The organism is Psychrobacter sp. CMS30 (assembly GCF_904846565.1).
Taxonomy (GTDB): Bacteria; Pseudomonadota; Gammaproteobacteria; order Pseudomonadales; family Moraxellaceae; genus Psychrobacter; species Psychrobacter maritimus.
Map to the genome: position 1 here is coordinate 18,124 of NZ_CAJHBF010000028.1, position 13,205 is coordinate 31,328.

The 13,205-nt window shown below is 42.5% G+C and carries 11 protein-coding genes and 1 pseudogene; 10 read left to right on the forward strand and 2 right to left on the reverse strand.

The window, feature by feature from the left end; translation table 11 throughout:
* The first annotated feature begins 326 nt into the window (after positions 1-326).
* The 7 genes from JMX94_RS11980 to JMX94_RS12010 all read left to right on the forward strand — a co-directional run bounded on the left by JMX94_RS11980 (position 327) and on the right by JMX94_RS12010 (position 9,196).
* Positions 327-656, forward strand: a complete 330-nt coding sequence (locus JMX94_RS11980; protein ID WP_201565699.1) for a hypothetical protein — start codon at positions 327-329, stop codon at positions 654-656.
* Between the two features lie 188 nt (positions 657-844).
* Positions 845-1,342, forward strand: a complete 498-nt coding sequence (locus JMX94_RS11985; RefSeq protein WP_201565701.1) for a peroxiredoxin — start codon at positions 845-847, stop codon at positions 1,340-1,342.
* Between the two features lie 76 nt (positions 1,343-1,418).
* A complete protein-coding gene (locus tag JMX94_RS11990; RefSeq protein ID WP_201565703.1) occupies positions 1,419-2,915 on the forward strand; it encodes a dihydrolipoyl dehydrogenase in 1,497 nt (498 codons plus the stop codon).
* Between the two features lie 215 nt (positions 2,916-3,130).
* Positions 3,131-4,321: a mechanosensitive ion channel family protein gene (locus JMX94_RS11995; protein WP_227673632.1), complete on the forward strand. Its 1,191-nt coding sequence runs from the start codon at positions 3,131-3,133 to the stop codon at positions 4,319-4,321.
* A gap of 217 nt (positions 4,322-4,538) precedes the next feature.
* A complete protein-coding gene (gene rlmKL / locus JMX94_RS12000) occupies positions 4,539-6,845 on the forward strand; it encodes a bifunctional 23S rRNA (guanine(2069)-N(7))-methyltransferase RlmK/23S rRNA (guanine(2445)-N(2))-methyltransferase RlmL (protein WP_201565713.1) in 2,307 nt (768 codons plus the stop codon).
* 308 nt (positions 6,846-7,153) lie between these two features.
* Entirely contained in the window at positions 7,154-7,729 is a 576-nt protein-coding gene (locus JMX94_RS12005; RefSeq protein ID WP_025650997.1) for a TerD family protein, read from the forward strand.
* A 402-nt stretch (positions 7,730-8,131) separates the two neighbouring features.
* On the forward strand, positions 8,132-9,196 hold the full coding sequence (locus JMX94_RS12010) for a DUF475 domain-containing protein (protein WP_201565715.1): 1,065 nt from the start codon (positions 8,132-8,134) through the stop codon (positions 9,194-9,196).
* 281 nt (positions 9,197-9,477) lie between these two features.
* Here the strand turns inward: JMX94_RS12010 and JMX94_RS12015 are convergent, their stop codons facing one another.
* The gene (locus tag JMX94_RS12015) at positions 9,478-10,143 is read right to left on the reverse strand and encodes a 7-cyano-7-deazaguanine/7-aminomethyl-7-deazaguanine transporter (RefSeq protein WP_201565717.1); all 666 of its coding nucleotides are present in this window, start codon (positions 10,141-10,143) and stop codon (positions 9,478-9,480) included.
* Positions 10,144-10,507: 364 nt separating this feature from the next.
* Between JMX94_RS12015 and JMX94_RS12020 the strand changes: the two genes are divergently transcribed.
* From JMX94_RS12020 to JMX94_RS12030, 3 genes are all read left to right on the forward strand, one after another.
* A complete protein-coding gene (locus JMX94_RS12020) occupies positions 10,508-11,083 on the forward strand; it encodes a TerD family protein (RefSeq protein ID WP_201565719.1) in 576 nt (191 codons plus the stop codon).
* A gap of 217 nt (positions 11,084-11,300) precedes the next feature.
* Positions 11,301-12,053 carry a TIGR00266 family protein gene (locus tag JMX94_RS12025; RefSeq protein WP_068408074.1) on the forward strand — a complete coding sequence of 251 codons (753 nt, stop codon included), beginning with the start codon at positions 11,301-11,303 and terminating at the stop codon, positions 12,051-12,053.
* Between the two features lie 166 nt (positions 12,054-12,219).
* A complete protein-coding gene (locus JMX94_RS12030; protein WP_201565721.1) occupies positions 12,220-12,828 on the forward strand; it encodes a TerD family protein in 609 nt (202 codons plus the stop codon).
* Between the two features lie 108 nt (positions 12,829-12,936).
* Here JMX94_RS12030 and JMX94_RS12035 read toward each other — a convergent pair.
* Positions 12,937-13,205 (reverse strand): annotated as a pseudogene (locus JMX94_RS12035) (tellurium resistance protein TerA); the annotation flags it as partial.

The window sequence follows — 13,205 nt, forward strand, 5'->3', positions numbered from 1 at the left end:
GCTCATTAAATATTTGCGCAACATTTGCTTGCATTAACACAGCACGCTGGCGTTGTATTTTAAGCAATTTAATTGCTATGGTATGGGCGACTATATCAATGACAAGATAACCGTACTGATAGTTAGCTAAATGTAATGAGTGCAATATAGATGAAGAATTGCCTATATATTTGCTCATGCAAGTTATAAAATAAGTGACAAAACTAGTATCCTAACCATTGTTAAAATCAGTGCTAAAATCAATACTTAGACCAGTAACCAAATAAAACGACCAAGATTTTTGCCTATAAAATCTGAAAAATTGACGCGACCTATAGAGGATGTTTATGAAGTTGTTGCCCGTATTACCCCTAGCCCTAGCTGCTCTGTTTGCATTGCCACAAGCAAATGCTGCCGATATCAAGCAAAATAATATCAATACCTGTGTCAATGGCGCGGTCAAATATAAGGTCGCTGACAAAAATACCGCGACCAAATTATGTAAATGCACCATCGGTGTCCGTAGCGAGATGACCATCGGTCAGATGTGGGAAATTGAAAGCTACGCGCAAGATAAAAAAGACCCATCAAGCTTACCTTACGTGAAAAAAATGCAAAAAGACCTGCAACAATGCACGGTTGGCTTGGATTTAAAGCAGCCACAAAAACCTGCTTAAAGCACGTAAAAGATATTTGCTGCAAAATACAAAAGACTGGTCATTGCCAGTCTTTTTTGTTGCTAATGAATAAGTGAAGTGTAAAACTGAGTAGTTATTGCCATGAATCTGCCTATAATAAGAGCAATCACTATAATATATGTATAAACGACAATATATGCATAACCAAAACTAATAAGGATTTTATAATGGCCAAGCCGACCACCGAGACTATTGCCCTACCTGATTTCCCAGTCACCATCGTGCGCGAGCTAGACGGCAACTTTATACATGACGACATCAGCCTAAAAGAGCTGGTTACTCATACCGATAAAGGCCTAATTTTATATTTTTATCCCAAAGACAATACCCCAGGCTGCACCACGCAAGCGACAGAGTTTACCGCTCAGCTCAATGAGTTTGATAAATTGGGTTACGATATCATCGGTGTCTCGCGTGATAGCGTCGAATCTCACGAAAAATTCATCGCTAAACACCATCTTAATATCGCACTTATCAGTGATAGTGATGAGAAATTATGCCAGTACTTTGATGTTATTAAAGAAAAAAACATGTATGGCAAAATCAGCTTAGGTCTAGTACGTTCTGCCTTTGTCTTTGATAAAGATGGCACACTAACTCATGCGCAGCGTAATTTACGCGCTGCTGGCTATACTGAGCGTTTACTGAATACGTTAGCGCCTTGATTTTTCAATAGCCTTTTTCATCGTTTTTTATGCAAATCCATCACCTAATATCACATTCGCCTGATTTGAGAATACTATGAATAAACAGCCTGATAGCACTGCTGACAGTAGCCATACAAAAGTGACACGCAAGGTATCGGTTGCGGTCATTGGCGCTGGTACTGCTGGTCAAAATGCCTTTCGCCAAGCCCGCAAATTAAAAGACGACGTCATAATTATTAATGATGGATTTTGGACAACCACCTGTATTGCGGTCGGTTGTATGCCAAGTAAACTGCTTATTGCTGCTGCTGACCGCGCACATGAGGCCAATCATTCTGGCGAGTTTGGTGTACATGCCAGCGCACGAATAGATGGCAAACAAGTCATGGCGCGGGTTCGCGCTGAGCGTGATCATTTTGCCAGCTACGTTGAGGAGCAAGTTGAAAGTTGGCCTGCAGAAACGAAAATAGCGGGTCGCGCTTATATCAATGAACAGGGATTGATTGAGGTTAACAATGAGCTAATCGAAGCGGATAAAATCATTGTGGCGACTGGTAGCTCAACCTTTATCCCAGAAGGCTGGGCGGACAAGCTTGGCGATACCATGCTTACCTCTGACACTGTCTTTGAGCTAACTGATTTACCAAAGTCACTGGCGGTGGTTGGTGCAGGTGCCATCGGCTTAGAGCTTGCCCAAGCCTTTAAACGCTTAGGCGTCGACGTTACTTTATTTAATCGTGTCAAACGCGTCGCCAGTTTAAAAGACGATGACATTAATAATAAAGCCATCGATTGCTTAAATCGCGAACTAACCATGCATTTAGGTAGCAACATTACCGAGGTTGGTATTCAGGAAAATTCAATCGATAAAGGCTCGGTTGCCTTTATCGATTACGAAGATAGCGCCGGTCAAACGCAACAGTGGCAAGGCGAGTACGTACTGGTTGCCACAGGTCGCCGCAATAATATCGATGAGCTTGGTATTGAAAATCTAGGCGTCGAGCTTGATGATAAAAACCGCCCAAAGCAGCTTGATAAAAAGACTGGTAAAATCGGTGATTTAGAAGTCTATATCGTTGGTGATGCCAATGCCAATCTTCCTTTATTACATGTAGCCAGTGATGAAGGGTTTAGCGCCGGCAGCCTTGTTTGCGACAATAAGACAGACGCTTATATTCGCCCGCCTGCCACGCCATTTTCTATTGTATTTTGCGCGCCACAAATCGTTAACGTCGGTATGTCGCTACCTGAAATTCAAGCAGACTCAGAGCTTGAGCATGTGATTGGCAAAGTGAGCTTTGACAATCAAGGACGTAGCCGCGTGATGGGTGTCAACTGCGGTCTATTGCATATTTATGGTTGCAAAAAGACCGATAGAATCTTGGGCGCCAGCATGGTCGGCCCTGATGCGGAATATATTGGACATATATTGGCGATGGCAATTACCAACGATTTAAGTATCAAAGACATGCTTGATACGCCTTTTTATCATCCGACGATATTAGAAGGTTTACGTACTGCATTACGTGATGTTCAGCGTATGATGAAGATACCTTATCAATCGCATGATACCCAAGAAGGCAATTTTTAAGTATTTGTTTTTAACAAGATAAGCGGCAATGTTTTTTAATAAAATTATGCTTCGTACTTTTGTCGTTTTGACTTATATCACTTTAAGTTAGCGCTCAAATAAACGCTCAAGGCAATCAAGGTCATAGTTGATTTGCCTGAGCGATTTGAGTTAATTTACAATCAGACTTTTTAACACCCATTTTATTTAGACCTAAACCCTGCATGGATGAAACAATGGCAATCGCTGGTATTACTGACTTCTTTCAAGAGATTGTTCGCGACCTACATACTAGCCTATACCTTGCTATCGGCGGCACCATAGATGAAGACTCGTTAGACTGGTCAGCTAAATCGGTAGAATTGGTGAGTACGGGCATCAAAATCCTAATACTGCTGGCGGTATTGGGATTTTTTTATTGGCTTGCTATCTACATTGTCAAAAAAAGCAGAACCAGAATCCGCTTAAATGAGCGCCGATCTAAAATTGTTCGCTCAATACTACGCTATATTTGGATTGTGACCAGCTTGATAGCTATCATGAGCCAGCTTAATTTTGAGCCAGATACGGTCAAAGCCACTGCTAAAGCCAGTACTTGGGCGGGTATTTATTATGTGCTATGGACGTCATCTGGGCAAATTATCCATAAAGTCTTGCAGCATTATGGTCTAAACGCTTCTATCGAGCAGCTACTGAAAAATATCTTGTCCGTACTATTATTGGTATTCGGACTTGCCAGCGTCATGGCGCAATTTGGCTTTGATATCGTATCGTTAGTGGCAGGTTTGGGTATTGCCGGTATTGCCGTGGGCTTTGCCGCCCAATCAACGCTTGCTAACTTTATCGCGGGCATCACCATTTTGCTTGAGCAATCGTTTCAAGTCGGCGACTGGGTCAATATCAATGACAATGAAGGGCGCGTCGTGGTTATCGCTTTACGCACGACCCATGTCTTAACCCGCGACAATATCACCGTTATTATCCCCAACTCAAACGTCGCTTCTTCTGTGGTCATCAATTTAACCTCGAAAAACTTTATACGTTTTGATATCCGTATGCGCATTGCTTTTGAAGATGATATCGACAAGGCACGTGAGGTGATTTTGCAGGTATTGTCTGAGAGCGACGTGGTATTAAATCGCCCTGAAACCTCAGCGACTGTTGATGAGATTGGCGAATACGGCGTATTCTTTATCGTGCGTTTTTGGGTCAAGCCTGCGGCTGTTGCACGTATGCCTAAAATCAAAGAAGTCTTACGCGAGAATATCAAACGTGCCTTTGATGCCGCTGATATATCAACCCCTTATCCGCATATGCGCCTGCTGATGCCAACAGAGCAGGTTTACCCTATCGTTACCAAGCCAGTTGCGACCCCTACCCAGTTGGTCACAGAAACAGCCGCGTTAAAAAAAGACAGTAAACCGTAATTAGTCAGTGTCATTAGCTGCTTAACGATATTAAAAAAACAATGATGCGCCATGATTTTAGTTTAAAAACAAAAAGCCATTTCTTGAAAACAGTCTTTTAAAGAATGCTGCTTTAAACTATCCATGGCGTAATTATGGTAAAATTGGCGGTTAAACATCTTATTTTATGATGTGCCTTATTTATCAATATTTATCAATTTAGCCCACAGGTATCCGTATGACCGAAACAACCACGCCCAACTCCTTACCAGCCGCTTCAGCAGAGTTGTCGCTTGACCTTATTATTACCTGTGCCGATGGGCTTGAGGCACCGCTACAAACTGAGCTGACCAGTTTTGGTATTGCAAGCGAGATCAAGAGTACTGGTCGTTTAGCGGTGACTGGTACATTGCGTGACCTATACACCATTTGCTTGTGGTCGCGGGTTGCGTCACGGGTATTGATGCTGATTAAACGCAAAAATATCAATACTGAATACGATGTGGCAGAGCAGCTTTATGGTTTGGCAAAATCGGTCGATTGGACGGAACAATTTAAGCTAGAGCAAACGTTCGCCATTCGTCTATCGGTTGATAAACGCGTTGCCGTCAGTCAGCAATTTGCCATGCTGCGTATCAAAGATGCGATTGCCGATACCTTTAACGAAGTATATGACAGCCGTCCTAACGTCGATAGTAAAAACCCAGATTTTTCGGTGTTTGCAACGGTCAATGATAAGCAAGCTGAGCTGTATTTAGATTTATCAGGCACCAGTTTGCATCGCCGTGGCTACCGTGTGGCGATGACCGAAGCGCCATTAAAAGAGAACTTAGCAGCAGCGTTGCTTTACAGCGCAGGCTGGCATAAGAAAAATGAAGAGGGTAATGCCCCTTTATATAATGCTCTGATTGATCCAATGTGTGGTTCTGGTACTTTTATTATTGAAGCCCTTCTCATGCATTGTGATTATGCCGTCGGTATTGATAAAGCCGCCAATCAATTTGGTTTTTACGAGTGGCAGCATCATGACGATGCGCTGTGGCAACAGATGATTGACGATGCCCAGACGCGTTTCCGCGATGCGTTGGCCATTACCAACGAACAGCCAGATACTTTGCCACTGATTTTGGGCTTTGACGCCGATAGCGGTGCAATTTTGGCGACAGAAAAGAACTTGATTGCCGCCGGTTTGCAGGACTTATTACCACTGCTTGACCTTGAGACGCGCGCCCTTGACCAACTAAGCAGCGTCCTAAAGCCACTGGTCGATGATGGTCGCTTAAGCAATCCTTTAGTCATTACCAACCCGCCGTATGGTGAGCGCTTAGGTGATGAAGAGATGATTAAGCCGTTATATCATGCGCTTGGGCTGATTTTACAAGACAGTTTTGCCGGTATTGATATTGACCCTATGGTTGGAATCTTGGCTGCCAATGTCGAACAAGTGGATATATTACCGATTAAAGAGCCAAAAACTTTACGCTGTCATAACGGTGCTATTACGGTTTATTTCCGCTACGGCACCTTGATTGCGGGGCAAACGGGTAATTTGGTCAGTCGCTTTGAGAAGCGTGAGATTGAAGTGGAAGAAGGACAAGACTTCATCAACCGCTTGCAAAAAAATCTTGCCAAACTGAAGAAACTGGCTAAAAAAGACACTGTCAGTAATTTACGCGTTTATAACGCTGATTTGCCTGACTTCAAAGTAGCGGTCGATTTATATGGCGATTATGTGCACGTGCAAGAATACGCGCCACCAAAAACCATTCCACCTGAAACGGCGAAAAAACGCTTTAATTTGGCGTTAATGGGTATCCGTGAAGTCTTTGGCATTAACCGTGAACAAATCTTTATCAAAACCCGTGCGCGTCAATCTGGTAATGACCAATATAGCAAGCAAGGCAATACTGAAAAGCGTGGCAAGTTCTATGTCGCTCGTGAAGATGGCGCGTATTTCTATGTCAACTTTACCGATTATCTCGATACGGGTTTGTTTATTGATCACCGTAATATGCGCGCCCGTATCAAAGACAACAGTCGTAATAAATCCGTACTGAACTTATTTGCTTATACCTGTACAGCAAGTGTCCATGCGGCATTGGCTGGCGCGAAAAAAGTCACCAGCGTTGATTTATCACAGAACTACCTCGATTGGGGCAAGCAAAACTTTGTCCTAAATGGTCTTGACGTTAGCCGCAACAAATATCAGTTTGTCGCTGCTGATATCTTTGAGTGGATTAAAGACAATACGGAACAATTTGATATTATCTTTATTGATCCGCCAACCTTTTCGAACTCGAAAAAGTTCCAAGGTACCTTTGATGTACAGCGCGACCATTCGGCTCTTATCAACCGCGCGATGAACCGCTTGACCTCAGACGGCGTGTTGTATTTCTCCAACAACTTTACCCGCTTTGAGCTCGATGAGCAGTTGACTGAGCGCTATGATATTGTTGATATCACCCAAAAAACCATTGGTTTTGATTTTGATGTTAAAAAGCCGATTCATCAGAGCTTTGAGATTCGCCATCGTCAAAGCCTATAATTTAGGTTTCTAGATGCCGGTAAAGTTTAAGCACTGTATATAAACGCTGTCCTTTATCGCCAGTCTTATCGTACGCATAACCGTACACATAACAATGACCCAATCGGCTTTGATTGGGTCATTTTTTGTTGTTATGATAGAGCGTCACTAAGTAATAGTTAAGCAATAGTTAGACAACCGTTAAACGATAGTTTTATGTACAGTTTAATCCCACTATCGCTTATATTTATAGACTTTGACTTTTATAGCATTCATTCCCAACGCTGTAATAGTTAAACCTTCCCTACTCTAATAACAAGGACAATTCCATGGCATTATCCCTTAATAAAGGCGGTAACTTATCGCTCACTAAAACTGACCCAAACTTAACCAAGCTGCTTATCGGTCTTGGTTGGGATGAGCGCGCGACTTCTGGCGCTGAGTTCGATTTGGATGCCAGTGTATTTTTACTCAGCACTGCGGGTAAAGTACGCGGCGATCATGACTTTATCTTTTACAACCAGCTAAAATCTGACAATGGCGCAGTTGAGCATACCGGCGACAACCGTACTGGCGAAGGCGACGGCGATGATGAAGTCGTTAAAGTAAACCTGACCCAAGTTCCTGCTGATGTCGATAAAATCGTCGTTACCGTCACTATTCATGATGCAGCCGCTCGTAGCCAAAACTTTGGTCAAGTAGCCAACGCCTTTATCCGTGTTGTGAACGAAGAAACTGGCACGGAAGTGGTACGTTTTGATTTAGCAGAAGATTACTCTGTTGAGACGGCGATGGTATTTGGCGAAGTCTATCGCCATAACGGTGAGTGGAAATTCCGCGCCGTTGGTCAAGGCTATTCAGGTGGCTTGCAAGCCATGTGTCAGCAGTATGGCGTCGATATCTAACACGGTCTTAATATTTTATCCTTACCGTAAATCGACTTTTATAGAATGATCACGTCCAAAACCTAAGGCAGGTCTTAGCTATTTATTTAAAGTGGCTATTTTAAAGTGGCTATTTTAAAGTGATTATTGAAAATCAATATTTAAAATCACTATTTAAAACCACTATAAACAGCCACTGTTTAAAGGTGCTGTAAACAGGTACTTCAACAGTAATTATAAGCCGCTATTTTGACGGTAAAATATGGTTGCAAAATAGTCACAATTATTCATAGCTAAAAGACTGGTAATGCTTTATGTTTCGTTTAAAATTATGCAAAAAAGTGGTTAGCAATAACCGCTTTTTTTGCGGTTTGTGTCTATAATAGACCGACCTTAGCTTTATGCAACCAGACAGGATGTGTCATGAGACATTTTTATTTAGACTTTATCTTCACTATTATTGCCCTAGCGGTAGCGGCATGGTGGGGATATTCACACGGCGGTATAGGCGGTATGATAACCACCTTATCTATTACCGCTATTTTGGCCGTCATGGAGATTTCATTATCATTTGATAATGCGGTGGTCAACGCCTCAGTCCTTAAAGGCTGGGACGAATTTTGGAAAAAGATTTTCTTAACCGTCGGTATTTTAATCGCCGTCTTCGGTATGCGTTTGGTATTCCCTATTGTCATCGTCGCGGTTACCGCTGATCTTGGTATGATGCAAGTTATAGATTTGGCATTGAACGATCCTAAAGAATACTCGGCAAGACTAATGGCGCACCATGCTGAAATTTCAGCCTTTGGTGGTATCTTCTTATTACTGGTGTTCTTGAACTTTATCTTTGATGATAAAGAAGTGCACTGGTTTGATTGGCTCGAGAGCCGCTTGGCAAAACTGGGTAAAGTCGATGCCATGAGCGTGTTTGTGGCGCTTATCGTGTTGATGATTGCGGTATCATTTGCTAACCCTGAGCAGTCAGCAGCGGTATTGATTGCAGGCATATGGGGTATCTTGGTATACCTTGGCGTACAAGTGGTCTCGGGTATGCTTGAAGGTGATCTTGAAGAAGAACTAGACGCTCAAGGTAATAGTACTGGTGCTGCAACTAGCGCCATTATGAAAGGCGGTATTATCGGCTTCTTATACTTAGAAGTCCTTGATGCTTCATTCAGTTTCGATGGCGTGATTGGCGCATTTGCGATTACCAATGACGTTATCGTGATTATGCTTGGTCTTGCAATCGGTGCGATGTTTGTGCGTTCGATGACTATCTTCTTGGTCGATAAAGGCACGCTTGATGAGTTTGTTTACCTTGAACATGGCGCGCATTATGCCATTGGCGCTTTAGCCATCATCATGTTGTTATCGGTGAAATTCCATGTGCCAGAGCTTATCACTGGCCTTATCGGTATTACTTTTATTGGTTGGGCGTTTGTCGCTTCACTCAATTATCGTAAGCGCGAAGCGAAGTCGATTACTTAGTTTGAATTTTAGTTTCAACGCTAACTTCACATTAAGCAAAAAGCGCTTTGACAGAAAATCGTAGTAATGACAGGTTATATCAAGTAATTGGTGTAACCTGTTTTTTTATCTGTATTTATATAATACGTTTTTGAACACTCGATGTTTTTGAGTGCGCAGATGTTTCTGAATACTTAGCTAAATCTTTGGCATTAAATTTGAGTCTGTCTACACGCTTGATGCATGGCGCACACCTTTAATCTCTATCATCAGCAGTGCGCTCAACATAGCTTATTGCTTTCTTATTTTTCCTTCCCTGCCAGCACTTTCTGCAACTTTGCCAATATCACACCATATAAAGGTAAGAAAATAAGCACGCCCATCACTATCTTAAACAAGTAGTCCATCGCGCCAATCTCAACCCAGTGCGTTGCCATAAAAGGGTCTGGGCTTTTATAAAAGGCGATAGCAAAAAAGCAAAAGCTATCGACAAGATTACCAATAAACGTCGATACTAAGGGCGCAATCCACCATGTTTTAAGCTGGCGTAATTTATTAAACACTTGAATGTCTAACAGCTGTCCGACGACATAAGCGCTAAAGCTTGCCACCACAATGCGAAAGACAAACAGATTAAAATCTAGCAGATGCTCATGACCAACAAACTGACCATTTGAAAACACTACTGAGAAATAATAAGAAATCACCAGCGCTGGCAGCATCGCAAAGAAGATAATGCGTCTAGCGAGATTTTGACCAAATATGCGTACGGTCAAATCCGTAATCAGAAAGATGAAGGGAAAGGTGACGGCGCCCCATGTGGTAATAAAACCAAATAGTCCGACAGGTATTTGCACCAAGTAATTACTGATAGCAATAATAAAGATATGCAGACTGACAAGCCAAAATAAAGCACGGCTGTAGCGAATAGATTGAATCGGGGTGGTTGAAAGGGTACTACTGCTCATAGAAGAGTCCTTTTTTTAAGTCAGGGTAGAGGGAACCTGAGCGCGCTATTATAAATCATAATAAGATAAATAGCCAAAATAGGTCTGATATCGCCATAAAACCCTTTTTTCTAAACAAACATATAAATGTCATATAGTCACACAAAATACGCCTTGCTTAGTCAGCAAACGCTTAGTATAGTAAACCGTAATGATATGCAGGACGTGGCGTACAGGTCGATTTATTGACCTTTTGCGCTCAGATACTTTCGCTAAGATACTTTCGCTAAGATAGTTACTTTATCTAAGAGAGTAATCACTGCACTATTTTTAGTTTGTTTTATAAAACCAAATCCACTTAATTATTAATCCAAAGGATATTTATATGGCTATTAGCTTAACAAAAGGCGGCAACGTAAACTTATCAAAAGAAGCGCCCGGTTTAACCAATATTACTGTCGGTCTTGGCTGGGATCCACGCGCCACTGACGGTCAAGAATTTGACTTAGATGCGATTGGCTTTTTGGTCAACGAAGCAGGCAAAGTCCGTAACGACCAAGATTTTATCTTCTTTAATAACTTAAAGTCAGACAATGGCGCGGTTGAGCACACCGGCGATAACCGTACTGGTGAAGGCGACGGCGATGATGAAAAAATCAAAATCAACCTAGCTAGTATCCCAGCTGACGTCAGCAAAGTCGCTATCTGCGCCATCATCTATGAAGGCACAGCTCGTAACCAAAACTTCGGTCAAGTTGGCGATGCTTACATCCGTGTGGTCAATGACAATGGCGAAGCTGAAATCGCCCGTTACGACCTATCAGAAGATGGTAGCACTGAAACAGCGATGATTTTTGGTGAATTATATCGCCATAGCGGTGACTGGAAATTCCGCGCGGTCGGTCAAGGCTTTAGCGGTGGTCTTGGACCATTAGCCGCCTCTTACGGCGTCAACGTTTAACGTTAAAATAACGTCATCGTTTTATACGATAACTGTAAGACCGCTATTAAGCCCCCTATCGCAATCGATTATTTGATTGCGATAGTTAATAAGCCATCAAGTGTGCCTGTTTAAAGCATTTGATGGCTTTAAATGTAATTGGCAGGCTTAAATTAACAACGATGATTTTTATAGAAAATGAAGCATTTAAAAATTTCAGAATAAGGATTTGCACCCCATGGCCGCAACGTTTAGCTTAATCGGCACTATTGAACCTTTTTTGCATTGTAACTTAAAAAAAGGCGACTCAATTTATTGTGAAGCCAATGCCATGGTGATGATGGAGTCGAACCTTGAGCTGAAAGGTAAGCTACAGGGTGGACTCATGCAATCACTGATGCGCCGCTTTGCTAACGACGAGTCACTTTTTCAACAGCAAATTGAAGCCGTCAATGGTGAAGGTGATTGTTTGCTAGCACCCACGCTCGATGGTGATATGCAAATCATCGATTGCGGCGCTCAGCAATATACCTTGAGCGATGGCGCGTTCGTTGCCGCACAAACCGGCGTCGATATCAGAGCCAATATCCAGCGCAACCTCGGCGGCGCGGTATTTGGTGATACTGGCGGCTTTATGGTTATGCAAACCCAAGGTCAAGGTCAGGTAGTGGTGTCAGGTTTTGGCTCACTATTTGAGATTGATGTGACGCCTGACAAAGACGTCATCATTGATAACGGCCATGTGGTCTGCTGGGATTCAAACCTTGATTATAAGCTCTCGGTATCGACCAGCAAGAAAAAAGGCATCATGAGCAATATTATTAACTCCGTCACCAGTGGCGAAGGCATGGTTTTAAACTTCTCAGGAACGGGCAAAGTCATTATCTGCTCGCGCAATCGTGACAGCTATCAAGGTTGGCTACAAAGCATCTTAGGTACTAGCTCAGGTGGTCGTGGTGGCAGCGGTGGTTTTTTAGATAACATTTTATAATTTAAGTTTCATTTTATAATTTAAGTTTATAGCTAAAATTACAGCTCACATTATAACTAAGAAGCAGCGCAGAAATTGACAACTGAAAGCTCATACTGAAATCAATAACCGAAAACAGCACTGAAAACTTAAGTATTCTACTCACAATTATTATAAGGATTTTACCATGGCAGTTAGTTTACAAAAGGGTCAAAAAATCTCCCTCAGCAAAGAAGCTGGTGGTGAGCTTACTCAAGTAAAATTGGGTTTAGGTTGGGACGTCTTTCAAGGAGCGCAAGAGAAAAAAGGCGGCTTTTTAGGCAAATTATTTGGCGGCGGCAGCGGCGGCGACTCGATCGATTTAGATGCCTCATGCATTATGTTTGATGCCAATAAACAAGCCGTCGATGCGATTTGGTTCAGTCAGCTAAAATCGAAAGATGGCAGTATCGTCCATACCGGCGATAACCGCACGGGTGACGGCGATGGCGACGACGAAGTCATCAATGTTGATTTATCAAAAGTTCCAGCAAACGTAGTATCACTGGTATTTACCGTAAATAGCTTTACTGGTCAGACGTTTGAAACGGTAGAAAACGCCTTTTGCCGTATCGTTAATGCCAATAACAATACTGAAGTGGCGCGCTATAACTTATCGTCACAAGGTACTCATACGGCGATGATTATGGCAAAAGTTTATCGTCATAATAATGAGTGGAAAATGCACGCCATTGGCGAGACTGCTTCTGGTCGTACTTTCCATGATTTGATGCCGGCTATCACTCCGCATGCGTAAATAGGTTAAGCAGTCGAACTTAAGACTGTTAGTAATCTATAAGCAATCAGCCCGTCTATTTATAATAGACGGGCTGATTTTTTGGATTAAACAATACTATTAAAGCGCTTACTTACTACCACGTTTCCAGCTAAAGCCCCAATTAAAGGCTTTATCCATCTCTTGATGGCCTTTAAAGTACTGATTAATACGTTCAACGTTGATACTGCCATTTTGATTGACCAAACGTGCGATGGCGCACATTGGTAAATTACCCGCACCTTCTGTCAAACGGGTTTCAATCGGTGGCTGGTCGGGTACATGAATGGTTACGACGCCATCGGTTTGCGCCCAATTTGGTGCACCTTCGTAGATAAAAGCAAAGATAAACACTTCCT

Coding starts and splice junctions, on each gene's coding strand:
- JMX94_RS11995 (WP_227673632.1), top strand. CDS start 3,131: ATGGCAATCGCTGGTATTACTGACTTCTTTCAAGAGATTGTTCGCGAC.
- JMX94_RS12030 (WP_201565721.1), top strand. CDS start 12,220: ATGGCAGTTAGTTTACAAAAGGGTCAAAAAATCTCCCTCAGCAAAGAA.
- JMX94_RS12010 (WP_201565715.1), top strand. CDS start 8,132: ATGAGACATTTTTATTTAGACTTTATCTTCACTATTATTGCCCTAGCG.
- JMX94_RS11980 (WP_201565699.1), top strand. CDS start 327: ATGAAGTTGTTGCCCGTATTACCCCTAGCCCTAGCTGCTCTGTTTGCA.
- JMX94_RS12025 (WP_068408074.1), top strand. CDS start 11,301: ATGGCCGCAACGTTTAGCTTAATCGGCACTATTGAACCTTTTTTGCAT.
- rlmKL (WP_201565713.1), top strand. CDS start 4,539: ATGACCGAAACAACCACGCCCAACTCCTTACCAGCCGCTTCAGCAGAG.
- JMX94_RS12020 (WP_201565719.1), top strand. CDS start 10,508: ATGGCTATTAGCTTAACAAAAGGCGGCAACGTAAACTTATCAAAAGAA.
- JMX94_RS12005 (WP_025650997.1), top strand. CDS start 7,154: ATGGCATTATCCCTTAATAAAGGCGGTAACTTATCGCTCACTAAAACT.
- JMX94_RS11985 (WP_201565701.1), top strand. CDS start 845: ATGGCCAAGCCGACCACCGAGACTATTGCCCTACCTGATTTCCCAGTC.
- JMX94_RS12015 (WP_201565717.1), bottom strand. CDS start 10,143: ATGAGCAGTAGTACCCTTTCAACCACCCCGATTCAATCTATTCGCTAC.
- JMX94_RS11990 (WP_201565703.1), top strand. CDS start 1,419: ATGAATAAACAGCCTGATAGCACTGCTGACAGTAGCCATACAAAAGTG.